Source organism: Rothia sp. BD8 (genome assembly GCF_044878465.1).
Taxonomy (GTDB): domain Bacteria; phylum Actinomycetota; class Actinomycetes; order Actinomycetales; family Micrococcaceae; genus Rothia; species Rothia kristinae.
Genome location: NZ_JANJES010000004.1, coordinates 174,503 through 198,847, shown reverse-complemented (window position 1 = coordinate 198,847; position 24,345 = coordinate 174,503). Strand labels below are relative to the sequence as shown.

At 71.3% G+C, this 24,345-nt stretch carries 19 protein-coding genes; 11 read left to right on the top strand and 8 right to left on the bottom strand.

The window, feature by feature from the left end:
* Positions 1-98 precede the first annotated feature (98 nt).
* The 6 genes from NQ707_RS05070 (at position 99) to ald (ending at position 5,134) form a co-directional block, all read left to right on the top strand.
* A complete protein-coding gene (locus NQ707_RS05070; protein WP_224799814.1) occupies positions 99-740 on the top strand; it encodes a TrmH family RNA methyltransferase in 642 nt (213 codons plus the stop codon).
* A gap of 314 nt (positions 741-1,054) precedes the next feature.
* Complete coding sequence (locus NQ707_RS05065) at positions 1,055-1,321, top strand: hypothetical protein (RefSeq protein ID WP_404434998.1); 267 nt, start codon at positions 1,055-1,057, stop codon at positions 1,319-1,321.
* A gap of 27 nt (positions 1,322-1,348) precedes the next feature.
* Positions 1,349-2,047: a hypothetical protein gene (locus NQ707_RS05060; RefSeq protein WP_061225580.1), complete on the top strand. Its 699-nt coding sequence runs from the start codon at positions 1,349-1,351 to the stop codon at positions 2,045-2,047.
* A gap of 273 nt (positions 2,048-2,320) precedes the next feature.
* Complete coding sequence (gene fbaA / locus NQ707_RS05055) at positions 2,321-3,346, top strand: class II fructose-bisphosphate aldolase (RefSeq protein WP_058730997.1); 1,026 nt, start codon at positions 2,321-2,323, stop codon at positions 3,344-3,346.
* A gap of 126 nt (positions 3,347-3,472) precedes the next feature.
* Positions 3,473-3,892, top strand: a complete 420-nt coding sequence (locus NQ707_RS05050; RefSeq protein WP_058730998.1) for a DUF3151 domain-containing protein — start codon at positions 3,473-3,475, stop codon at positions 3,890-3,892.
* Positions 3,893-4,042: 150 nt separating this feature from the next.
* Positions 4,043-5,134: an alanine dehydrogenase gene (gene ald / locus NQ707_RS05045; RefSeq protein WP_404434997.1), complete on the top strand. Its 1,092-nt coding sequence runs from the start codon at positions 4,043-4,045 to the stop codon at positions 5,132-5,134.
* A 62-nt stretch (positions 5,135-5,196) separates the two neighbouring features.
* Here ald and NQ707_RS05040 read toward each other — a convergent pair whose 3' ends face one another.
* Positions 5,197-5,613 (bottom strand): DUF4870 domain-containing protein, encoded by a 417-nt coding sequence (locus NQ707_RS05040; protein ID WP_061225582.1) that lies wholly within the window; start codon positions 5,611-5,613, stop codon positions 5,197-5,199.
* A 220-nt stretch (positions 5,614-5,833) separates the two neighbouring features.
* Between NQ707_RS05040 and NQ707_RS05035 the strand changes: the two genes are divergently transcribed.
* Complete coding sequence (locus NQ707_RS05035; protein ID WP_404434996.1) at positions 5,834-9,700, top strand: S8 family serine peptidase; 3,867 nt, start codon at positions 5,834-5,836, stop codon at positions 9,698-9,700.
* Between the two features lie 162 nt (positions 9,701-9,862).
* Here NQ707_RS05035 and NQ707_RS05030 read toward each other — a convergent pair whose 3' ends face one another.
* The gene (locus tag NQ707_RS05030; RefSeq protein WP_404434995.1) at positions 9,863-10,966 is read right to left on the bottom strand and encodes a polysaccharide pyruvyl transferase family protein; all 1,104 of its coding nucleotides are present in this window, start codon (positions 10,964-10,966) and stop codon (positions 9,863-9,865) included.
* Between the two features lie 135 nt (positions 10,967-11,101).
* On the opposite strand from NQ707_RS05030, the gene NQ707_RS05025 reads away from it, so the two are divergent.
* Positions 11,102-12,391: an adenylosuccinate synthase gene (locus NQ707_RS05025; protein WP_133566304.1), complete on the top strand. Its 1,290-nt coding sequence runs from the start codon at positions 11,102-11,104 to the stop codon at positions 12,389-12,391.
* Between the two features lie 8 nt (positions 12,392-12,399).
* Positions 12,400-13,383, top strand: coding sequence for a magnesium and cobalt transport protein CorA (locus NQ707_RS05020; protein WP_058731004.1), 984 nt, complete (start codon positions 12,400-12,402; stop codon positions 13,381-13,383).
* A gap of 29 nt (positions 13,384-13,412) precedes the next feature.
* On the opposite strand, the gene NQ707_RS05015 is transcribed toward NQ707_RS05020, so the two are convergent.
* Positions 13,413-14,432, bottom strand: coding sequence for an iron chelate uptake ABC transporter family permease subunit (locus NQ707_RS05015; RefSeq protein WP_133566306.1), 1,020 nt, complete (start codon positions 14,430-14,432; stop codon positions 13,413-13,415).
* Positions 14,429-15,532 carry a FecCD family ABC transporter permease gene (locus NQ707_RS05010; RefSeq protein ID WP_404434994.1) on the bottom strand — a complete coding sequence of 368 codons (1,104 nt, stop codon included), beginning with the start codon at positions 15,530-15,532 and terminating at the stop codon, positions 14,429-14,431. The genes NQ707_RS05015 and NQ707_RS05010 overlap by 4 nt, the downstream gene beginning before the upstream one ends.
* Before the next feature lie 25 nt (positions 15,533-15,557).
* Between NQ707_RS05010 and NQ707_RS05005 the strand changes: the two genes are divergently transcribed.
* Positions 15,558-16,586: an iron-siderophore ABC transporter substrate-binding protein gene (locus tag NQ707_RS05005; protein WP_100463784.1), complete on the top strand. Its 1,029-nt coding sequence runs from the start codon at positions 15,558-15,560 to the stop codon at positions 16,584-16,586.
* Between the two features lie 93 nt (positions 16,587-16,679).
* Here NQ707_RS05005 and NQ707_RS05000 read toward each other — a convergent pair whose 3' ends face one another.
* The gene (locus NQ707_RS05000) at positions 16,680-17,804 is read right to left on the bottom strand and encodes a glycerate kinase (RefSeq protein ID WP_404434993.1); all 1,125 of its coding nucleotides are present in this window, start codon (positions 17,802-17,804) and stop codon (positions 16,680-16,682) included.
* 172 nt (positions 17,805-17,976) lie between these two features.
* Between NQ707_RS05000 and NQ707_RS04995 the strand changes: the two genes are divergently transcribed.
* Positions 17,977-19,164, top strand: coding sequence for an acetyl-CoA C-acetyltransferase (locus NQ707_RS04995; protein WP_404434992.1), 1,188 nt, complete (start codon positions 17,977-17,979; stop codon positions 19,162-19,164).
* Between the two features lie 7 nt (positions 19,165-19,171).
* On the opposite strand, the gene NQ707_RS04990 is transcribed toward NQ707_RS04995, so the two are convergent.
* From NQ707_RS04990 to NQ707_RS04980, 3 genes are all read right to left on the bottom strand, one after another.
* The gene (locus NQ707_RS04990) at positions 19,172-19,984 is read right to left on the bottom strand and encodes a hypothetical protein (protein ID WP_404434991.1); all 813 of its coding nucleotides are present in this window, start codon (positions 19,982-19,984) and stop codon (positions 19,172-19,174) included.
* Positions 19,985-20,175: 191 nt separating this feature from the next.
* Positions 20,176-21,897: a cation:proton antiporter gene (locus NQ707_RS04985; RefSeq protein WP_404434990.1), complete on the bottom strand. Its 1,722-nt coding sequence runs from the start codon at positions 21,895-21,897 to the stop codon at positions 20,176-20,178.
* A 129-nt stretch (positions 21,898-22,026) separates the two neighbouring features.
* Positions 22,027-24,123 (bottom strand): glucose PTS transporter subunit IIA, encoded by a 2,097-nt coding sequence (locus NQ707_RS04980; RefSeq protein WP_058731010.1) that lies wholly within the window; start codon positions 24,121-24,123, stop codon positions 22,027-22,029.
* Positions 24,124-24,345 lie beyond the last annotated feature (222 nt).

Sequence of the window (24,345 nt, the reverse complement as noted above, 5' to 3'; positions counted from 1 at the left end):
ATCCGAGCGCGCCCGACGACGCCGCATCGGCCGACGCCGCTTCCCCCGAGACCGCTGCCTCCGACTCCGGTCCCGCGGCCCCGGAGGACTCCGCGACCATCCCGCCCGGGCACGTCGTCGGCGTGGGTCCGTGGGAGGGGCCGTGGCCGCAGGGCCCGCAGTGGGACCCGCAGCTGCTGACCGAGGGGGATCGGCGCAACGTCGCGGATCAGTACCGGTACTGGCGCACCGAGGCGATCGTCGCGGAGCTGGACACCCGTCGGCACGGCTTCCACGTGGCGATCGAGAACTGGCAGCACGACCTGAACATCGGCTCCGTGGTGCGCACCGCCAACGCCTTCCTGGCCCGTGAGGTGCACATCGTGGGGCGACGCCGGTGGAACCGGCGCGGGGCCATGGTCACCGACCGGTACCAGCACGTGCGCCACCACGCCACGGTGGAGGAGTTCCGGGCCTGGGCCGAGGAGGCCGGGCTGCCGGTGATCGGCATCGACAACTTCCCGGACTCCGTACCCCTGGAGACCTTCGATCTGCCGCGCGAGTGCGTCCTGGTCTTCGGGCAGGAGGGTCCGGGCCTGTCGGAGCCGATGAAGCAGGCCGCGCAGGCCACGCTGTCCATCGCGCAGTTCGGCTCCACCCGCTCCATCAACGCCTCGGCCGCGGCGGCCGTGGCCATGCACGCTTGGATCCGCAGGCACGCCTTCGGCCAGCATCCGGAAGGTCCGGCCCCTTCCGCCTGAGATGGCCCGTGACGGCGCGCCGCGATGCGTGATCGCGCAAGGAAAAGTGATGGATCCGTGACCTCTGCGCGCGATGGTCACGAAAAGGCGAACATTCTCCGAACCCGCCGGAAGAAAGCGCGCATCTCAGCATATGGATTCGCTGAGCGTCGCTATATCCGCAGGTCAGGAGCCTGTTTCCGAGGTGCAGCGAAAAAATTCCGGGGATTTCGAGGCGAGCTCTTGTCGACCCCGGCGGGGTCGATAGCGTGAAATCGCAACCTCGATCCATGGGGCGAATCAAAGCGAATCCCTAACATAAGGAGCTGAGATCCATGGATACCGGTGACACCCAGAAGTCCGCTCGACGAACCATCGCCTCCGCGGCGGCGGCCGCGATGCTCGGCATCGGCGTCCTCGGGGCCTCCGCGGTCCCGGCCCAGGCCGCCCCCGCCGGCGGCACGGGGCTGTGCCAGGCGCCCACCGACGCCGGCTCCCCGGGGGCTGAGCCCAACGAGGGTCAGTGGCTGGAGGGCCACGGCACGGCCCCGGCGGCCTTCACGCTGCCGCACCCGGCCGGTCAGTTCGGCGCGTTCGAGTAGAACGGCGTCTCCTCCCCGAAGTTCGAGGTGAAGGTGCCCGCCGGGGCCGGGGACTCGACCCTCGTGAACGCCCCGGATGGGCAGTACGACGTGAAGATCGGGGACGGCACCTGCGGCCAGACCCAGGTCTTCCCCGTGAAGGACGGGGTCCTGGACCTCTCCGAGCACCCCCTGATCGCCCAGGACCTGGGCCATCAGATGGTGCAGATCCGCGGCCCGGTGACCCCTGAGTTCGCCGAGGGCGCCGCGGGCGGGCCCATCTACCTGGACCCCGACGGTAAGCCCAGCTCCGCCCCGCAGCTGGAGATGGGCACCGTCTACTCCAACGGCGCGGACCTGGAGCCGGTCATGACGGAGGAGAACGCGCACCAGACCCGGGTCCTCGGGGTGCCCGTCCGCCAGATCGGGCTCGAGTCCCTGACGGTGGGGGCCGTGGATCCGCGGACCGCGGCCGAGGTGGTCGAGCAGAACCCGCAGGTGGACATCACCTATCGGGACTCCGTGACCGGCAATGCGGTGACCGTGGATGCCGGGACCACCTGGAAGCAGGATGGACCCACCGCGGCGGTCCTGGAGGGTGGGGTGCTCCCGCAGCTGCCCTCTGGCCGGTACACCCTGTCCTATCGGGACTCTGCTGGGGAGCAGCACCGGATGTTCCTGCTCCTGGGGGACGATGACCGCGATCCCCGGGCCGCGGATCAGCAGCTGTACTCGCTGCCCTACTGATCCGGGAACCCGGAAGGGGTACCCGCTCCGGCCCATCACGGGCCGGGGCGGGCGCCCCCGTGTCCGGGGGGGGCGACGCCGCGGATGTGGGTTTCTGTGGGTTCGGTTCCGAAACACCGGGCCAAACCCTCTGGATCACACGCAATCCGTTGGTAGACTGGGGACCGAGCGAGCGACGGCGCACCCACCGCTGACGGGGGACGAGCACCGGATCGCTCGGAAGGCGCACCGCCAGACCGGCTGGCGCGCACGTCGTCGAAGAAGGAGCCTGCCATGCCCATTGCCACCCCAGACGTCTACTCGCAGATGCTCGACCGCGCCAAGGAGAAGGGCTTCGCCTACCCGGCGATCAACGTGACCTCCTCCCAGACCCTCAACGCCGCGATCCGCGGCTTCGCCGAGGCGGAGTCCGACGGCATCATCCAGGTCTCCACCGGCGGTGCGGCCTACTGGTCCGGCGCCTCCAAGAAGGACATGGTCGTCGGCTCCCTGGCCTTCGCCGCCTTCGCCCGCGAGGTCGCCCAGCAGTACGACGTCAACATCGCCCTGCACACCGATCACTGCCCCAAGGACAAGCTGGACGGCTTCGTGCTGCCCCTGCTGAAGAAGTCCGAGGAGGCCGTGGCCCGCGGCGAGGACCCGATCTTCAACTCCCACATGTGGGACGGCTCCGCGATCGCGCTGGATGAGAACCTCAAGATCGGCTCCGAGCTGATCGAGCGCACCGGCAAGGCCCACATCGTGCTCGAGGTGGAGATCGGCGCCGTCGGCGGCGAGGAGGACGGCGTGGTCGGGGAGATCAACGACTCCCTCTACACCACCACCGAGGACGCCCTGAAGACCATCGACGCGCTGGGTGAGAACGGGGAGAAGGGCCGCTACATGACCGCCCTGACCTTCGGCAACGTCCACGGCGTGTACAAGCCGGGCAACGTGAAGCTGCGCCCCGAGCTGCTGCAGCAGATCCAGTCCGAGGTCGGGCAGAAGCTGGGCAAGGACAAGCCCTTCGACCTCGTCTTCCACGGCGGCTCCGGCTCCACCGCCCAGGAGATCGCCGACGCTGTCTCCTACGGCGTCATCAAGATGAACGTGGACACCGACACCCAGTACGCGTTCACCCGTCCGGTGGCCGGGCACATGCTGGCCAACTACGACGGCGTGCTGAAGATCGACGGCGAGGTCGGCAACAAGAAGATGTACGACCCGCGCGTGTGGGGCGCCAAGGCCGAGGAGGGCATGGCCGACCGCGTGGTCGAGGCCTGCCAGAACCTCGGCTCCGCCGGCACCCGCATGAAGTAAGCGGATCCCGCGCAGTCCACGCCGCCCCCGGCCCTTCCCCCGCGGAAGGGACCCGGGGGCGGCGTCGTCGCGTCGGGCGGGATAGGCTGGCCGTCAACCCCGCAAGCGAGCACGTGAGGAGCCGCCATGTCCCTGGCCGGAAAGAATCTGCTGGACGCCCCCGAGCCCACCCTGCTGGAGGAGGAGCCGCAGGTGCGGGTCCGCATCGAGGCCGGCGACGAAGGCGAGGACCTGGTGAAGGCCTTCCCGAAGTCCTCCCTCGCCTGGTCCGTCATCGCCGGCGACGCCCTGGAGCAGGGGTACCTCGTGGAGGGTTACGCCTACGCCCGGGTGGGCTACCACCGCGGTCTCGATGCCCTGCGGGCCCACGGCTGGAAGGGCCACGGGCCGGTACCGTACTCCCACGAGCCCAACCGCGGCTTCCTGACCTGCCTGCACCTGCTGGGGCAGGCCGCCGCCGCCATCGGCGAGGAGGATGAGGCCCACCGCATCGAGGCCTTCCTGCACGACGCCGACCCGACCGCGAGGGAGCACCTCGCCGGCTGAGGCCGGGGACCGGGTGGGCGGCTCCGGATGCCCGACACGGAGCGCGCTCCTGTTCGGTGTGATCGGCACCTCGTGTCATGATGGTGGTGCGGACCACGACGTGGTGGGCCATCCCCATCCGAGACCCACGACCAACCGGAGGATGCTCCCATGCGCATCGGTGTTCCCACCGAGATCAAGCCCAGCGAGCGGAGGGTCGGGCTCACGCCGGACAGCGTGCACGCCCTGGCCGACCGCGGACACGAGGTCCTCATCCAGCGAGGCGCGGGAGAGGGCTCCGGTTTCACCGACGAGCAGTACGAGCGGGCCGGGGCGCGGCTGACCACCCAGGAGGAGGCCTGGGGCGAGGCCGAGCTGCTGGTCAAGGTCAAGGAGCCCATTGCCTCCGAATTCGGGTTCCTGCGTGAGGACCTGACCCTGTTCACCTATCTGCACCTGGCCGCGGATCGGCCGCTGACCGAGGCCCTGCTGAGCGCGGGGACCACAGCGATCGCCTACGAGACCGTGCGCGAGGGCCGGGCCCTGCCGCTGCTGGCGCCGATGTCCGAGATCGCCGGGCGCCTGGCGGCCCAGGCCGCCGCCCAGCACACCCTGAGCACCGAGGGCGGGCCCGGCATCCTGCTCGGCGGAACCCCCGGAGTGCGTCCGGCGCGGGTCCTGGTGCTCGGCGGCGGTGTCGTGGGCACCCAGGCGGCGCAGCTGGCCGTGGGGCTGCGGGCGGAGGTGACCATCCTGGACGCCTACCTGCCCCGGGTGCGGCAGCTGACCGAGCTGTTCGGCGCCACCGCGCGGGTGCTCGCCTCGAACCCGGCGACCATCGAGCGGGAGCTGCGCGAGGCCGACGTCGTCATCGGCTCCGTGCTGGTGCCGGGCGCGGCCGCCCCGAAGCTGGTGCGCCGGGAGCACCTGGGCATCATGAAGCCGGGGACGCTGCTGATCGACGTCGCGATCGACCAGGGCGGCTGCTTCGAGACCTCCCACCCCACCACCTACCAGGACCCGATCTTCGAGGTGGAGGGCATCCGACACTACTGCGTGGCCAACATGCCGGGCGCGGTGCCGCGCACGGCCACGGCCTCCCTGAACAACGCCAGCCTGCCGTACGCGCTGCGCCTGGCCGAGGGCGTGGAGGAGGCTCTGGCGCAGGACGCCGGGCTGGCCGCGGGACTGAACACCCGGGACGGGCGGATCACCTGCGCCGGGGTGGCCGAGGCCTACCCGGATCTGGCCGCCGCGGACTGAGGCGCGAACTCAGCCGAAGGTGCGGGGCGCGGGCCCATCGCGGCCCGCGCCCCGTTCCCGCCTCAGCGCAGCACGCGGATCTGCAGGGGGTAGCGGAAGACCTCGCCGCGGTGGGCCTGCACGGCCCCGATGATGTGGAAGATGATCGCGGCCAGGGAGGTGACGCCCCAGATCGGCACGGCCGCGATCAGGCCGATGCCCAGGGTCACCAGGGCCAGGATGCCCGCGGCGATGTTCACCAGCCACAGCATCAGGTTGAAGTTGAACGCCCCTGCGGAGCAGGCCCGCACGAAGGCGTACTCCGGTCGGTCCCGGTAGACGAACCAGAAGATCAGCGGCCCCAGGAAGCTCAGTGTGCCCACCGAGATCACCAGGCCCAGCAGCGAGGAGAGGTGGGAGAGCACCGCCAGGACGCGCACGTTCGGCGCCTCGGGGACGGGCTGCTGGGCGTAGGGCTGGTGCTGCGGCTGCTGGGTCACGGAGATCCTCACGGGTCGGTTCTGGTGGATGTTCTGGTCGACGGCGTCGCCGGGGGAGCGTCCATCCTGCCCCAGATCCGGCGGCGACCGGGAGACACATAGGAAGATTTACAGGAACTTCACGGGAAGTGCTTGACCTCACGTGATCCGTAGGACATGTTAGAGAAATCTCCGCTCGTCAGGGCGGGGTCTCCCCATCCCTCGCACCGAAGGAACGTCGATGTCTCCACGATTCCTCCCCGGGTCCCGCCGCAGCGCGAAAGCCTGCGCGGCGGCAGCACTCGGGCTCACGCTGGCCCTGTCCTCGGGCCTGCCAGCCTTCGCCGAGACCATCCAGGGCAGCGCCCCGGATGACACCTCGCTGTCCGCAGGCTCCTCCTCCCCGGTCCTCGCCGACGACGTCGCCGAGGCCCACGGGAACATCGCCGTGTACGTCCAGCTCAAGGGCGTCAGCGCCTTCGAGGCCACCCAGGCCGGCGGTCGCGTCGGCGGAGAGCTGCAGAACCGCGCCAGCCAGGTCCAGGCCATCGCCGGCCAGGTCCAGGCCACCGGCCAGCAGATGGCCGGGGATTCCGGCTCCCAGGTCCTCTACACCACCCACAACGCCCTGCGCGGGGTGGCCATGCAGGGGGATGCGGACCAGATCAAGAAGCTCACCGAGCGCGACGACGTCCAGCGCATCTCCAAGATCATCCCGAAGGAGCGGGTCAACGCCGGAGCGGATGTGGACACCGGCGCCGCGAGCGCCTGGGAGAACCCCGGCGTCACCGGCAAGGACGTGACCATCGCCGTCATCGACACCGGCCTGGACTACACCCACGCGGACTTCGGCGGACCGGGCACCCAGGAGGCCTACGCCAAGGCCAAGGACCTGAAGACCTTCCCCACGAAGGATTCCGGGCTGATCGACCCGAACAAGGTCATCTCCGGCTACGACCTGGCCGGTGACGCCTACGACGCCCGCCTGGCCACCTCCGTCCCGCAGCCGGATGCCAACCCGCTGGACTGCAAGGCCGCCGGGCACGGCACCCACGTCGCGGGCACCGCCGGCGGCTACGGGGTGACGAAGGACGGCAAGACCTTCACGGGGGATTACTCCAAGCTCACCGCGGATGAGGTCAAGGCCATGAAGATCGGACCGGGCACCGCCCCCGAGGCCAAGCTGACCTCGCTGCGGGTCTTCGGCTGCGAGGGCTCCACCAATCTGGTCGGCGCCGCCCTGGACCGCACCCTGGATCCCAACGGGGACGGGGACTACTCGGATGCCGCGCAGATCGCGAGCATCTCCATCGGCTCGGACTTCGGCATCGCCGATGACCCGGAGAACGACATCGTCAACGCCCTGAACCGGGCCGGGGTCCTCTCCGTGATCGCCGCGGGCAACGCCGGGGACTCCTACGACGTCGCCGGCAGCCCGGGCAGCGCCACCTCCGCCCTGACCGTGGCCAACTCCATCGGCTCCACCGTGGCCGTGGACCAGGCCGAGGTCCTGGCCCCGGAGGATGTGAAGGGCGATGTGACCGGCTCCTACAGCCAGTCCTTCGACTACACGGCCGCCAAGCCGGAGCAGCTGGAGGGCACCGTGACCACCGTGCCCGAGGCCAACAAGTACGGCTGCCAGCCCTTCACCGGGCAGGACTTCGCCGGCAAGTGGGTGTACCTGGACTGGGCCGATGACGCCACGGGGCAGTACCCCTGCGGCTCCAAGGTCCGCTTCGACAACGCCCAGAACGCCGGGGCCAAGGGCGTGGTGCTGACCAGCGACGTCACGGTCGAGGACGCCGGGATCGCCGGCAACTCCGGGATCCCGGGCATCCGCCTGGACAAGGCCTCCGCGGACAAGGTGGACGCCGCGGCGAAGGCCGGGACCCTGCGCATCAAGGTCGGCCCGGGCATGATCGGCGCCGGCCGGGTGGACAGCGGTTCCCAGGACTACTCCAACGCCTCCACCTCCCGCGGCGAGCACGGCTCGGCCGGGTACACCAAGCCCGACGTCGCCGCCCCCGGCACCTCGATCGCCTCCGCGGGCGTGGGCTCGGGCAACGGCATCGAGGTGATGACCGGAACCTCCATGGCCACCCCGCACACCTCCGGGGTGGCGGCTCTGGTCTGGCAGAAGCACCGGAACTACACCCCGCAGAACGTCAAGGCCGCGATCATGAACACCGCGACCCACGACGTCAAGAACGCCAACGGCGCCACGGAGTCCGTGGAGCGGGTCGGGTCCGGCCGGGTGGATGCGGTGCGGGCCGTGAACCAAGACGTCATCGTCTACAACGCGGATCGCCCGGACATCGTCAGCCAGAGCTTCGGCGTCACCGAGGCCAAGACCAACGGCGACGTGCAGAGGTTCACCCGGAAGATCACCGTGGACAACATCGGCAACCGGGCCCACACCTACGTGGTCTCCTTCGCCGGGACCACACAGATGCCCGGGGTCTCCTTCTCCTACGATCCCACCGTCTCGGTGGGCTCCGGCGGGAAGGCCACCATCACCGTGACGGCCACCGTGGACCCGAAGGCCCTGGTCAAGACCCAGGACCCGGCCCAGGCCAAGATCCAGCTGGGCAAGGCCCGCCAGTACATCGGCAGCCTCTCCGGCCGGCTGGTGCTCTCCGAGAACGGCCAGGACCTGCGGCTGCCGCTGCAGATCGCCCCGAAGCCGGTCTCGGACATGAAGGTGGACGCCAACGCCATCGAGTTCAAGGACGCCAAGACCGCCCAGACCCAGGTCAGCCTGGCCGGGACGGCCCTGAACCAGGGCGGCTACCGCTCCGCCCTGGGCGCCTTCGAGCTCGGCGCGAGCTCCCCGCGGCTGCAGTCCACCTCCCTGCCGGCCCCGTCCACTCAGGCCCTGGACCTGCAGTACGTGGGCACGGCGGTGAAGGACGGCAAGCTCGCCATCGGCATCTCCACCTGGGGCAACCTCGTCTCGGTGATGCCGAGCAGCGAGTTCCAGGTGCTGCTGGACACCGACGGCAACGGCCGCCCGGACTGGGTGGTCGTGACCACCCGGGCCACCGGCCTGGACTACCCGCTGGTCGGGCTGGTCCGCGTGGTCGGCAACAGCCTGCAGCGCGACGGCGCGGGCAACATCGTGTACACGGATCAGCAGCCGCTGAACGGCTCCTGGGGTGACACGGACACCAACACCATGGACACCAACGCCATCGTGCTGCCGGTGGACCTGACGAAGATGGGGCTGGACCCGGCGCAGAAGGATCTGTCGATCAGCTACGCCGTGTCCACCTTCTCCTACGCTCAGAGCGACGCGATCGACTCCACGGACGCGATCACCTTCAAGCCCAACCAGCCGAAGGTCGCCTTCGACTCCTCGAAGAGGATCAACTCCGTGCTGCTCAGCGATGAGCCGGGCACCCTGAGCGTCACCCGCGGCTCCGCGGAGGACGCCCAGGCCCTGTTCCTGCACCTGCACAACGGCACCGGGGATCTCTCCGGGATCAAGCAGGGCGAGGATGGCGGACGCGCCCAGGTGCTGACCGTGAAGAGCGGGAAGACCGAGGTCGTGGAGAACCCGCGCTTCAAGGATGTGCCGACCTCCTACCCCTTCTACAACGAGATCGCCTGGCTGGCGACCAAGAAGATCACCACCGGATGGCCGGACGGCACCTACCGTCCCTCCGCCCCGGTGGAGCGCGGACAGATGGCGGCCTTCCTGTACCGGATGGCCGGGTCCCCGGCCTACACCCCGCCGAGCAAGTCCCCGTTCAAGGACGTGAGCACCAACTACGTCTTCTACAAGGAGATCGGCTGGCTGGCCTCGCAGGGCATCACCACGGGGTGGCCCGACGGCACGTTCCGTCCCTCCGCCTCGGTGGAGCGGGGTCAGATGGCGGCGTTCATGTACCGGATGGCCGGATCCCCGGCCTACACCCCGCCGGCCAAGTCCCCGTTCAAGGACGTGAGCACCAACTACGTGTTCTACCGGCAGGTGGCGTGGATGAATGACCAGAAGATCGCCAAGGGCTGGAACGACGGCACGTTCCGTCCCTCCGCCTCCGTGGAGCGCGGTCAGATGGCGGCCTTCCTCTACCGCTACGACCACGAGGTGCTGGGCAACCGCTGAGGCCCGCACCGCGCGAGACCGGCCCGTCCGTCCGGCCCCCGATCAGGGGGTTCGGGCGGGCGGGCCGGTCTCGTCGCATTCCCGGAAGGCTCGAGAGGGCTGAAGCCGCCGCCGGCTCCGGGCCGCTGCCGCGGGCGTTCGGGCGTTCGGGTGCGCGCAGGCTCAGCGGTAGATCGAGCGGGCCTCCTGGACCTTGGCCGCGCAGATCGCGGAGAAGTCCGCCGGGCGGCGCAGCTCCTCCATGCGGTGCAGGCGGGACGGGTCGCCGTCGCTGAGCAGCCAGCGGGTGCCCAGGTCCCGGAGGGACTCGTGCTTGACGTCGTAGTAGCCGCCGTGCCCGTTCAGGGCGATCCCGCGCGCCCCGTGCAGGGCCCCCACCAGGTGGTGGTGGAAGCGGGTGCTCAGCCACACCTGGTGCGGACCGAAGTCGAAGCCGTCCCGCCAGAAGGCGGTGAACGGCAGGAAGCCGTCCTCGGCGATGAGATCCTTCAGCCGCTCGTAGCCGGCGTAGTCGTCCCCGGGGATGGCCTCGACGTAGCGCACCCGCTCCCGGGGGAAGCCCAGGGCCCGGATCTGCTCGCGGGTCCAGGCGATGAGCCGCTCGAAGGCGTCGGGATCCAGGGCGTCGCTCTGCACGCACACCCACAGCTCCCGCGGCTCAGCCCCGTCCAGCGCGGGGGCCGGGGGATCCTCGAGAAGGTAGGCGTCGTCGTAGCCCCGCTCGATGCCCAGGGCGCGGGCGCTGGGCCGGTCGCGCACCCCCACGTGGTCGAAGCCCTCGAACAGCTCCGCTCCGAGCGGCATCATGCCCTGGCCGGTGGCCACCAGCTTCGCTCCGGAGATCTCGGCGGCGGCGCGCATCCCCTCCACGAGCCCGTCGTTGCGGGGCCAGTACCCGTTGACGTAGCCGCCGCCCAGCAGATGCAGGGTGCCGGCTTCGCGCAGGTCCAGCAGGCCGGAGTCGAAGTGCGGGGAGCCCAGGTGCGTCACCAGGTCCGCGACGGTGCGGTCCGCGGTGTGCTCGGCGACGTCCAGGGCGCGGAACAGGGTGTCCGTGACGTGCAGCCGCGGGTGCAGGCCGCGCAGCAGGGAGGAGACCGTGCCGGGGTGGCGCACGTCCAGCCACACCTCCGCCTCCGGGCGGTGTTCGGCCAGGAAGCGCAGCCACCGGGCGGCGATCAGCTCGTCCCCGAAGTTGGGCCACCCGGCCCAGGAGACGAGGTGGATGGACTCGGCGGCCCGCGGCTCGGCATCGAGGAAGCTCATGCACACCAGGCTAACCGGCGCCCACGCTGGGCGCACCGGGTATCCTGGGAGGCGGCGCCCGCTCGCCGTCGTCCCGACGACGGCGCCCGCGCAGGCCCGGGCGCCTCACCCCGACCAGGAAGAGCTTCTCTCGACATGCCAGCAATCATCATCGTGGGCGCCCAGTGGGGCGACGAAGGCAAAGGCAAGGCCACGGACCTGCTCGGCGGGCGCGTGGACTACGTCGTCAAGCCCAACGGCGGCAACAACGCCGGACACACCGTGGTGGTCGGCGGCGAGAAGTTCGAGCTGAAGCTGCTGCCGGCCGGGATCCTCAGCCCCAACGCCACCCCCGTGATCGGCAACGGCGTCGTGGTCAACCCGGAGGCCCTGTTCGCGGAGATCGACGGGCTGGAAGCCCGCGGTGCGGACACCTCCCGGCTGCGGATCTCCGCCAACGCCCACCTGGTCGCCCCCTTCCACCAGACCATGGACAAGGTCACCGAGCGCTTCCTCGGCAAGCGCGCCATCGGCACCACCGGGCGCGGCATCGGCCCGGCCTACATGGACAAGGTGGGTCGGCTGGGCATCCGCGTGCAGGACATCATGGACGAGTCCATCCTGCGCCAGAAGGTGGAGGGCTCCCTGCGGCAGAAGAACCAGCTGCTGGTGAAGGTCTACAACCGCCGCCACGTGGAGGCCGAGGAGATCGTGCAGCACTTCCTCTCCTACGCCGAGCGGCTCAAGCCGATGATCGTGGACTCCACCCTCCTGCTCAACCAGGCCCTGGACGAGGGCAGGACCCTGCTGATGGAGGGCGGGCAGGCCACCTTCCTGGACGTGGACCACGGCACCTACCCCTTCGTGACCTCCTCCAACCCCACCGCCGGCGGCGCCTGCGTGGGCTCCGGAGTGGGGCCCACCCGCATCGACCGGGTCATCGGCATCCAGAAGGCCTACACCACCCGCGTGGGCGCCGGACCCTTCCCCACCGAGCTGTTCGACCAGTGGGGCACCTACCTGCAGAAGACCGGCGGGGAGTACGGCGTGAACACCGGGCGCCCCCGCCGCTGCGGCTGGTACGACGCCGTGCTGGCCCGGCAGGCCGCCCGCATCAACGGGTTCACGGACCTGTTCCTGACCAAGCTGGACGTGCTCACCGGCATCGAGCAGATCCCCGTGTGCGTGGCCTACGACGTGGACGGCGTGCGCCACGACGAGATGCCGATGACCCAGACCGACTTCCACCACGCCACCCCCATCTACGAGCACTTCGACGGCTGGACCGAGGACATCTCCGGGGCCAAGACCCTGGAGGATCTGCCCGCCAACGCCCGTTGCTACGTGGAGGCCCTGGAGGAGCTGTCCGGCTGCCGCATCTCCGCGATCGGGGTGGGCCCGGACCGGGAGAACACCATCGTCGTGCGCGACCTGATCGAGGACTGAGGCGGCCGATGACGCTCGCGTACGCCGCCGTCGTCGGGCGGGAGGGCCGGGTCCGGGAGGTCGAGGACTCCGACGAGGCCTTCCGCGTCTGGGGTGAGCAGGACGGCGGGTGCCTGACGATGGTCCTGGACCACCCGGACGAACAGGAGATCTACGAGGCCGCCCGCGTGCTCAACCTCCACGAACTCGCGGTGGAGGACACGATGGAGGGCCACCAGCGGCCCAAGCTGGAGCGCTACGGGGAGACCCTGTTCCTCGTGCTGCACCCGGTGGCCTACCGGGACCGGGCGGAGAAGCTGGAGGTCAGCGAGACCCACCTGTTCGTGGGCTCGGACCACTTCCTGGCCATCACCCGCGGCAAGCGGGACCGGCACCGGGCCGTGCACCAGGTGCGCCGCGCCCTGCGCCGCTCCGGGGAGGAGGCCGCGAATCCGCAGTGCTTCCTCTACCAGCTGCTCGACGCCGTCGTGGACGAATACGAGCCGATCCTGGTGGAGCTGGACGAGGACCTCGACGAGATCGAGGAGAACCTGTTCTCCGGTGACGAGAAGTCCTCGCAGCGCATCTACGAGCTGTTCAACGAGGTGGTCAAGTTCCAGCGGGCCACCCGACCGCTGAACTACATGATGGAGCTGCTGATGCGCGGGGCGCAGAAGTACGGCACCCCCGAGACCCTCCTTCCCCGTTTCCGGGACGTGAAGGACCACGCGATCCGCGCCACCGACCACCTGGACGGGCTGCGCGCCGCCCTGCAGAACGCCCTGACCGTGGAGGCCACCCTGGTGGCGCAGGACCAGAACGACGCGATGAAGAAGATGTCCGCGTGGGCCGCGATCCTCATCGCCCCGACCATCATCGCCGGGATCTACGGGATGAACTTCCAGCACATGCCGGAGCTGGACCTGAGCTGGGGCTACTACGGGGCGCTCGGGCTCATGGTGGCCGTGTGCACCGTGCTGTGGGGCGTGTTCAAGAAGAAGGACTGGCTGTAGCAGCCGGCTGACCTGCCGCCCCGTGGGGCTCAGAGGCGCTCGCGTTCGCGGTGCAGCAGCCAGAGCAGGTACACCCCGCCCAGGGCCCCGGTCACCAGCCCCACGGGGATCTCGAAGGGGGAGAGCAGCCGGGCGGCGAGGAAGTCCGCCACCGCGAGGATCCCCGCGCCGAGCAGGGCGGAGGTGCCCACCGTCAGGCCGGCGGTGCGCCACCAGCGGTGCGCCAGCTGCGGCGCCGCCAGCGCCAGGAAGCCGATGGGACCGGCCACGGCGATGGCCGCCGCGGTGATCCCCACGGCCAGCATCATCAGCACCCGGGAGGTGCGGCGCACCGGGACGCCCAGACCCCCGGCCATGTCCTCCCCGAGCTCCAGCATCCGCAGCTGCCGCCGTCCCAGCAGCAGCGCGAATAGCAGGAGCAGGATCGCCGGTCCCGACCCGGTCAGGTCCGGCCAGCGCAGCGCGTTCAGGGAGCCGTACAGCCAGGTCTTGGCGCTCTCCGCCTCCTCCAGATCCGCGCTGGTCAGCAGGTAGTCGTTGACGGAGGACAGCAGAGCGGCGATGGCGATACCGGCCAGGATCAGCCGGGAGCCCACGGAGGCTTCGCGGCGGGCCAGCAGCAGGACGACGGCGGCGGTGAGGAATCCGCCGAGCACGGCGCCGACGCCGATGCCGAGACCGCCGGCCTCGGCGCCTGCCTCCCCGGAGCGCATCCCCGGGAGCACCAGGGACACGATGAGGGCGCCCGTCGCCGAACCGGTGGTGAACCCCAGGATGTCCGGGCTGCCCAGGGGATTCCTGGAGAGGGTCTGGAACACCGCTCCCGCGGCCCCCAATCCGGCGCCGACCACGAGGGCGGCCAACAGGCGGGGCAGGCGCTGCTCCAGGATGATCTGGCGGTCCATGGGGGAGCCGCCGCCGGTCAGGGTCTGCCAGACCCGATCGAGGGTGATGTCGTAGGTGCCGAACACCAGCGTGGCGGCGGCCGTGAGCAGGATGCCGATCACGGCGACCGCGGTGGCCGCACGCTGCCACATGCCGCGGCTCATGAGCGTCCCCTCACGACGAGCCACAGGAGGGTCGGCGCCCCCAGGAACGCGGTGACCACCCCGACGGCGATCTCTGCGGGCGCGGCCACGACCCGCCCGATGATGTCCGAGGCGAGCACCAGGCAGGGGCCGGCCACCAGGGCCAGAGGCATCAGGCGACGCAGATCCGGTCCCAGGAGGAGGCGCAGCACATGCGGGACGACCAGTCCGACGAAGGCCACCGGACCGGCCAGGGCGGTGGAGCCCCCGGCCAGCAGGGTGATGGCCGCCAGAGCCAGCACGCGCACCGGACCCACCCGAACCCCGAGCGCGGCGGCGGAGTCCTCGCCGAGCAGCAGCACGTTCAGCGGACCGCACAGGATCAGCGTCATCACCGCTCCCACCAGGACGAAGGGTGCGGTGGCCTCGACCGTCGCCATATCCCGTCCGGCCAGAGACCCGACCACCCAGAAGCGGTGGGCGTCGAAGGCCGCGGAATCGACCATCGTGATGATGCCGGTGACGGAGCCGAGCGAGGCGCCCAGGGCCGTGCCGGCCAGGACGATGCGCAGGCGCGAGGAGCCCCCGGTGGCGGTCCCGGATGAAGAGGCCGGGCCGGTCCCGCCGCGGCCCAGCAGGAACACCACCGCGGCGGCCGCGGCGGCACCGGCCAGCGCCCACCAGGCGTACCCCGCGGCGTCGTGCGCGCCGGCCAGCACGACCCCGAGGACCATGGCCGCCGATGCCCCGGCGTTGACCCCCAGGATCCCCGGTTCGGCCAGGGGGTTGCGCGTCAGGGCCTGCATCACCAGCCCCGCCGCGCTCAGCCCCACCCCGACCACGACGGCGGCCAGGGCCCGGGGCATCCGCAGGTGCCAGATCACCAGCGCTTCCGCGCCGCCATCCGGGTGGAGGAGGGCGGCGAGCGTGTGGGAGAAGGGGATGGTGCGGGAGCCGAGGGCGAGGCTCAGGACGAACAGCGCGAACAGGGCCGCCGCCGACGCCAGGACCACCAGGAGCAGGCGCCCGGACCCGCCCCGACGGCGCCCGGAGGAGGGGTCCGGTGCCCCTCTCGTGGCGCGGATCGCAGTGTCCGCCGAGGTGAGATGGGGTGACTTCATCGTGACTAAGGGTAACCTCAGGGGCATGACGTCTCAGAAACGCCCCCTGCTCGCACCCCTGGCCCTCCTGGCCGCCGGCGCCCTGGCACTGGCCGGCTGCTCCGGCGACGGATCCTCCGCCGACTCCTCGGCCTCCGAGTCCTCGAGCGCCTCCGCCTCGGTCGCCCCCGCCCCCAGCGCCCTGCCCAGCGGGATGGGCAGCACCGCGAAGGACGGCGAGTTCCCGCGCACCGTCAAGGGTTTCCGCGGTGACGTGACCATCGACGCCGCGCCGAAGAAGGTGGTGGTCATCTCCACCGGCCAGATGGATGACGTGCTGGACCTCGGCGTCGTGCCCGTGGGCACCACCTCCGCCAAGAACGCCGATGCCGTGCCCGAGTACCTGACCGAGGCCTACGCCGATGATGCCGAAGCGCTGGGGAAGATCGAATCCGTGGGCTCGCGCACCTCCTCGAACATCGAGAAGATCGCCAACCTCAAGCCGGATCTCATCCTGGTGAACAACACCCTCAAGGATGACTCCGCATACGAGTCCCTGTCCGGGATCGCGCCCACCGTCGTCACCGAGGGCACCGGGGTGAACTGGAAGCAGGACTACCTGCTGGTGGCCTCCGCCCTGGGCAAGCAGCAGGAGGGGGAGCAGAAGCTGGCGGAGTACGCCGAGCGGGCCAAGAAGGTCGGCGAGCAGGTGGGCTCGGACAAGACCATCTCCTTCCTGCGCTACCAGCCGGACCGCATCCGCATCTGGGGCGTGTCCAGCTTCGTCGGCTCCATCGCCGAGGACGCCGGCCTGAGCCGCCCGGAGACCCAGCGCTTCGACAAGACCAGCCAGGAGATCAGCGCCGAGCAGCTGGACCAGGCCGACGGAGACTACCTCTTCTACGGGGTGCAGGGAGGGGACGCCTCGGACCTGACGAAGGAGACGCTGTGGTCCGGTCTGGAAGCGGTGAAGAGCGACCACGCCTTCCAGGTCGATGACGACGAGTTCTACCTCAACGCCGGCATCACCGCGGCCAACGGGGTGCTGGACGAGGTCGAGGAGCACGCCAAGTAGGCGACCGAGCCCCTCAGGGCCGCACACCGCCGCCTCGCGATCCCCGGGCACGCTCACCGCGCCGCCCGGGGATCGCGCCGTCTGCGCGGCGGATCAGGCCAGCAGACGCTCGCGGGCCAGGCGCTCCAGCACCGGCAGGGGATTCCGCAGGCAGGACCGCACGTCCGGCTCGACGTCGGTCATCGCGAGGATCCGCTGGAACGGGTGCCGGGTGCTCGGGGGCAAGGTGTTCTGCCCGCACACCGCGACCACCGGGATGCCGCGCTCCGCGGCGCGCTCGGCCACCCCCGCCGGAGCTTTGCCGCGCAGGGTCTGCTCATCCAGCTTCCCCTCCCCGGTGACCACCAGGTCGGTGCCCTCCAGCAGGTCGTCGACGCCGGCCAGGTCCAGGAACGTCTGCATCCCGGAGGCGTAGCGGGCGCCCAGCAGCGCCAGGGTCATGAAGCCCAGACCCCCGGCGGCCCCGGCTCCGGGCCGGTCCGCGACGTCGGCCGTCCCCGCGGCTTCCTCCACGGCGGCCGCGACGCGCCCCAGGGCCGCGTCCCGCGGCTCGATCCGCTCCGCGGCCAGTCCCTTCTGCGGGCCGAACACGGCCGCCGCGCCGTCGGGTCCCAGTAGCGGATTCGTGACGTCCGAGGCCGCGACGAACCGCACCGACCGCACCCGCGCATCCAGCCCGCTCAGATCCGCCCGGGCCACCTCGGCCAGGCGCCGCGGATCCGCCACCGGTTCTCCGGTCCCATCCAGGAAGCGGACCCCCAGGGCCTGGGCCATCCCGAACCCGGCGTCCGTGGTGGCGCTGCCGCCCAGACCCAGCACCACCTCCTCGGCCCCGGCATCCAGGGCCGCCAGCACCAGCTGCCCCGCGCCCCGGCTCGTCGCGTCCTCCGCATCCGCGTCCTCCGGCAGCTCGCCATCGCGGGTCAGCAGCCGCATCCCGCAGGCCTCGGCCACCTCGATCACGGCCCGACGCCGCGGCTCGTCCCACGCGAAACGGGCCCGCAGTGCGGCACCGTCCGGACCGGTGACCCGCGCGCTGCGCAGGCGCCAGCCCAGGGCCTCGCACACCTCGAGGGTGCCGTCCCCGCCGTCAGCCACCGGGACCTGGACGGTCTGCACCCCCGGGTGTTCCGCCAGCCCGCGGGCCAGCGCCCCGGCCACCTCGGCGGCGGTCGCGGTGCCCTTGAACTTGTCCACGGCGAGCAGGATGCGGGTCATGAGGAGTCCTTGTCGTCGGCGGGTCTCGGGCGGTGCGCGCCCCTCACTGTCCGAGCGTACCGACGGTAGGGTGTGACGCAGAGCAATTCCAGGGGAGCGGAGTCCGGACCGGATGCGCCGTGCGCGCCCCCGACCCACCGCCCCGCAGCATCGAGACGAAGGAGTCCCCTCCGTGAGCGCACCAACCGACGTCGTCATCCTCCACGGCGCCCGCACCCCGCAGGGCCGGATCATGGGGCAGCTGGCCCCGCTGAGCGCGGTGCGGCTGGGGGCGCACGCGATCCGCGCCGCCCTGGAGCGGGCCGGCGTCGAGCCTGCACAGGTGGACCAGGTGCTCATGGGGCAGGTGATCCAGGCCGGGGCCGGGCAGAACCCCGCCAAGCAGGCCGCGATGGCCGCGGGCATCTCCCGGTCCGTGCCCGCCATGACCCTGAACAAGGTGTGCCTGTCCGGGCTGGCCGCCGTCGTGGACGCCGCCCGGCTGATCCGACTGGGCGAGGCCGACGTGGTGGTGGCCGGCGGGCAGGAGTCCATGACCGGCGCCCCGCACCTGGCCGCCGGGGTGCGCGCCGGGAGGACCTACGGGGACCTGCGCCTGCAGGACGCCGTCGCCCGGGACGGGCTCACCGACGCCGAGGACGGGCGACCCATGGGCGAGTCCACCGAGGAGGGCAACGCCCAGCGCGGCATCGGGCGTGAGGAGCAGGACGAGGTGGCCGCGGCCTCCCACCAGCGGGCCGGGCGGGCGCAGGCGGACGGGATCCTCGGTGAGGAGATCGCGCCGATCCCGGTGCCGCAGCGGCGCGGGGAGCCGGTGACGGTGACCGAGGATGAGGGCATCCGCCCGGATTCCACCCCGCAGACCCTGGGGCGGCTGCGCCCGGCTTTCGCGGAGGGCGGCACGATCACCGCGGGCAACGCCTCGCCGCTGTCCGACGGGGCGGGCGCCGTCGTGCTGGCCTCTCGGGCCTGGGCCGAGGAGCACGGGCTGGAGTGGCTGTGCATGGTGGGGGCGGCGGGGCAGACCGCGGGGCCGGACGCCTCCCTGCACTCCCAGCCCTCCCAGGCGACGGCGGCCGCCCTGGCCCGCGCCGGATGGGACGCGGCGGACCTGGATTTCTGGGAGGTCAACGAGGCCTTCGCCTCCGTCGCCCTGCAGTCCGCGCGGGACCTCGGGGTGGAGCTGGAGCGGGTGAACATCCACGGCGGGGCGATCGCCCTGGGCCACCCCATCGGCGCCTCGGGGGCGCGCCTGGTGCTCACGGCGGCGCTGGAGCTGGCCCGGCGCGGCACCGGGAAGACCGCCGTCTCCCTGTGCGGTGGGGGTGGGCAGGGGGAGGCCCTGCTGCTGCAGCGGTGAGCGGTCTCTAGCGGCCGGGCGCCGGCTGGCGCAGGTCGATGCCGAACACGGCCCTGACCTCCGCGATCGTGTTCTGCGCCCACCGGTGATCCGAGGGCGTGGAGGGGAGGGTCACCGCCAGTCCCGGGTGGTCCTCGTGCGTGATCCGCTGGTGCTTGCCGCCGTCCACGACGTCGAAGCCCCGGGAGCGCAGCAGCGCCACGAAATCCGTGCGATCCGTGGGCACCGGAACCCGCCGGTCCGCCTTGGTCCCGGGCACCCGCGGCATCGGCGGGCCCGTGCTCACCGGCGGCTCGGTGCGCTCCGGCTCACCCACCGGGTACACGGCCAGCACCGTCTCCCCGTCCGAGCCCACCACCACGCGCAGACCGCGCGCCACATAGATCGTGGCACCATCCCGGCCAGGCTCGGTGCCCTCCGGGTCCGCGACGATCGCCACGATCTCACCGAAGGCCATGCCCTGACGCCGCAGGAACTTGGTGACCTTGCGCAGCGGGCGCAGATTCCACACCGGGTTCCCGGCCCGCTCCCCGGCTTCCGCTGCCGCCAGCGCGGGGCGCCCGCTCCCGGCCAGATCCAGGGGAGTGGGTGCCGCAGGCTCCGGGGTGCTTCCCGCCTCCTCGCGGATCAGCTCCAGGCCCCGGGTCAGCAGGGCCACCACCTCCGGGGTCGGCGGGGTGTGCGGGCACAGCACCTCCCGACCGGCGGCATCCGTGACGGACCAGTGCCCGTGGTGCTCGCGCGGCGGATGGTAGGTCAGCGGCCCCTCCGGCAGGGCGCGGGCGAGCTCGCTCCACCGGCTGCTGGGAACGCGGGCCATGCGGGTCAACCTCCTGAGGGGATCGCGCCCTGAACGGGCGACGGGGGCGGCCCCCCGACCCTACCGGCCGGGTCTGAGCCCCGGCTGAGAACGCCCGGGCCGGGGTCCCGCCTCCGCCGCCGAAGCCGGGCACGCCGCCGATCCCGTGACCGTCCCCCGGCGCTCGCCGCACCGTCATCGGGGTGGGGCCGTCAGAAGGCCGCGCCCCCGCGCAGCTGGAGCGAGATCTCATCCGCGTCCAGGACCTGCAGGGCACCATCGAGCACATCGGCGTCATAGGTGCCCTCGTCGCGGGCGTCCAGCAGAGCGGCGCGCTGCCGGCGGATCGAGGCCAGCCGCACCCGCTTGGCCTCCGCCGGGGAGGAAGGCTCGGCCTCGCCCTCCGGGGCACGGGCGGCCTCGTGCAGCAGGGCCATCACCGCCCGGTGCTCCTGGCGCTGCTCCTCCCGGTCCTCCTGCGCGGACTCCGGGTCCGCTCCGCGACGGGACAGGCGATCCGCCAGCGGTTTGATGGTGCCGCCCTGGACCGCCAGGGACAGGGCGGCCACGGCGAAGGCGATGAAGAGCAGCACCGAGCGCATCGGGGTGTCCTCCGGCAGGGTCTGGGCGGCCGCGACCGTCACGGCCCCGCGCATCCCCGCCCACACGACGATCCCGCCGTCGGCCGCACTCAGGGGGCGCTTGGTCAGGTAGTCCGTGTCCGCGATGAACCGGCGCAGCCGGGCGGAGAACCGCTCCAGATCCGGTGCCCCTCGCCGGGTGCCCAGCCACCGCTTCCGGTAGTGCCGAGCCCGCGCCCGGGCCACCCCTCCCTGGGCCTGCTGCTCTCGGAAGCGGCGCACCGCCTCCTCCCGAGCCTGCGGATCCGCCAGCCGCCCCTGGATCGCCTCGGCCCGCGGGCGCATGGCCTCCCGACGCAGGGCCTTGCGCCGCAGCTGCCACAGCAGCGGCGCCACGAAGGCCGCGCGGATCAGCAGGGTAGCGGCCAGGGCGGCCGCGGCGATCCCCACCAGCACCCCCAGACCCACGGACTCCTCGGAGACCTCCTCCAGGATCGGGCCCAGCTGGAAGCCCATGGCCAGGAACACCGCACCCTCCCCGATCAGGTTGATGCTCTCCCAGTTCTGCCGGTCCGAGAGCCGGTGGCGCGGGCTGAGCTGGCGCGGGGCGCGCACCCCCGTGACCAGGCCGGCGACGACGGCGGCCACCAGCCCGGAGGCACCCGCCGCCTCCGTGGGGATCGAGGCGAGGAACGGCACCGTGAAGGACAGGATCGTGTTGACCGTGGGATCCTCCACCCGGCGTCGCACCGCAAGGTTGGCCACCCCCACCACGGAGCCGACCACCGCGGCCAGAGTCACCGAGTACGCGAGGGAGCCGACCACACCCCAGAAGGAGAACCCGGCGGCGCTGGCGACGATCGCGGTGCGCAGCATCACCAGGGCCGTGGCGTCGTTGAGCAGACCCTCGCCCTCCAGCAGCACGACGACGCGGCGGGGCACCGGGCCGCCCTTGATGATCGAGGTCGCCACGGCGTCGGTGGGGCTCACGATCGCGCCCAGGGCCACGCCCCACGCGAACCCGAGGTCCGGGATCAGCCACTGGAACAGCAGCCCCAGCAGCAGGGAGGTGATGATCACCAGGACCACGGACAGCCCGGAGATCGCCCCGAAGTCCCGGCGGAAGCTCATGGTGGGCATGGACACCGCCGCGGCGTACAGCAGTAGCGGCAGGATGCCCTGCAGGATGATCTCCGGGTCCACCTCCACCCCGTGGGTCGCCGGGATCAGGCTCAGCCCGACGCCGACCAGCACCAGCAGCAGCGGGGCCGCCAGCCCCAGCCGCGGGCCCAGCACGTCCGCGGCCGCGATGATGACGAACAGCAGCACGCCGGTGATCAGCAGCAGCTCCATGGGACTCCTTCGGGAGGGAAAGTGGCTCAGGGAGCATGCTAAGCACCGGCGTGCCGCCGTCGGGAACGGGTCCGCGCACCGGGCCCGGCTGCCGGGTCGGCTATCGGTCCGGGCACGGGACCCGGTCGGTCACTTCTGGACGGGGTCCCGCCGTCCCAGGCGGACCTTCTTGACCTCGCGCGCCTTGTCCGCGTCCGCATCCCGGAACCCGAAGAAGTAGGTCAGGATGAACGCGACGACCAGAGCCGTCGCCGACGCGATGAGGTAGCCCACCAAGTTGCCGTCCGCTCCGACCCCGGGGGTGATGAAGGACGGGAAGCCGACCAGGGAGCCGGTGAAGGCGTACATGGTCACCCCGAACATGCCGGTCAGCAGACCACCCGCTGCACCGCCGATCGAGGCCATGACGAACACCCGGGTGTACTTCAGGTTCACGCCGTACATGGCCGGCTCCGTGATGCCGCAGAACGCGGAGATCGCGGCCGGGCCGGCCAGCTCCTTGATCTTGGGCAGCTTGGACTTGACGAACACCGCCAGCACGGCACCGCCCTGAGCCACCATGGTCGCGGAGATGATCGCGTTGATCGGGGACTGGCCATCCGGTCCCGACACCTGGTCCGTGACGATCGGGATGACCGCCCAGTGCAGGCCGAAGATCACCAAGCACTGGTAGAACCCGCCGATGATCAGACCGGAGATGGTCGGGGACATGTCGTAGACCCACATCAGGGCGCTGGCGATGCCCTCCGAGACGAACATGACGGCGGGGCCAAGGACCACCATGACGGCCAGGGACACGATCACCACCTCGAACAGCGGCACGAAGATCATGCGCAGCACGGTGGGGATGATCTTCTTCAGCCACGGTTCCACGATCGAGGCGAACCAGGCGGCCACGATCATCGGGAAGATCGAGTAGCTGTAGGAGGCCATGTGGAAGGGCAGGCCGAAGAACTCGGCGTTCAGCGACATCCCCAGCAGCGAGCGCTGCCCTTCACCCGCGGCCATCTCCACCAGGGTCGGATACGCCAGCACCCCGCCGACGATGGAGACGATGATCGGGTCCGAGCCCAGCCGTCGCGCGGCGGTGAAGCCCACGAAGATCGGCAGGAAGTAGAAGACCGCGTCTCCCATCGCGGAGATGATGGTGAAGGTCTGGGAGGACTCATCCACCACATCGAACTGGGTGAGCAGGGAGAGGATCCCCTTGAGGATGCCGGCCGCCGCCAGCAGCCCGATCACCGGGATCATGGACCCGGTGATCACCCCGATCAGGGAGCTGAAGCCGTACTTGACCCAGCCCCACGCGGTGTCCGGGCGCTCGGCCTCCTCCGCGGCGTCCTGCTCGCTGGCGGCGGCCTTGTCCGTGCCCAGCTGCTTGACGACGGCGTCGTAGACGTCCTCCACGGCCGGGCCGATGACCACCTGGTACTGCCCGCCGGCCCGCACGACGTCGATCACGCCGTCCAGGTCCGCGACCACCTCGTCGTCGGCCTTGCCCTGGTCCTTCAGGTAGAACCGGACGCGGGTGATGCAGTGGGTCACGGAGCGGACGTTGGCCTTGCCGCCGATGTTGTCGAGGATGTCCCAGGCCAGCGCGTCGTAGCCGGTCAGATCCCCGGGGCGCTCCTCGGATTCGGCCTCGGTCGCGTCGGCCGGCGCCGCGGTGTTCTCAACCTGCGGCTGGCGGGCGTGCCCCGGCTCGGGGTCACCGGCGGGCACCGCGCCCGTCTCGGTCCCCGGCTCCTTCAGCGCGACGTCGGCGGCGGGCTGACCAGCCTCGGTGTGGCCTGCGCGCACCTGCACGGACTCGACCTTCTTGGCGGTGTTGGGCATGACGACGATCGCCGTCGGGTCCTTGCCGGCCTCGGTGATGGCCTCCACGTCCATGCGGCCGATCCGCTGACCGGCCTGGACGGCATCGCCTTTGGAGACCTCCATGGCGAAGGGCCGGCCCTCCAGCTCCACGGTGTCCACCCCGAGGTGCACGAGCACCTCCAAGCCGGAGTCGGTCTTGAAGCCCAGGGCGTGCCCGGTGTCCGCGGCCATGGTCACCGTGCCGCTGACCGGGGCGAGCACATCACCCGTGGACGGTTCGGACACGCCGAAGCCGTCGCCGACCATCTTCCCGGAGAAGACGGGGTCGGGGACGTCCGCGATGCCGATGATCGTGCCGCCGACGGGAGCCAGCAGCTCCTCGCGCGGCGAGTCTGTCTCAGATGCCATGACGATGGTCCTCTTCGTTGAGGGGAGGGATTGCGGCGCGGGATTTCCGCGCCGCACTGCGTGCGCCCAGTGTAGCGGGGCGTCATCCCCCGGAGCATTCGACCCGTCTCATGTCTGACTTGTCCGGACAGCGCGGGCGCGAACGGGCACGATGAGGCCGAGCCGTCATCCGCGTGGGCTCTGCGGCCCTCAGAGCTCACGCGGATGACGGCTCGACGTCGG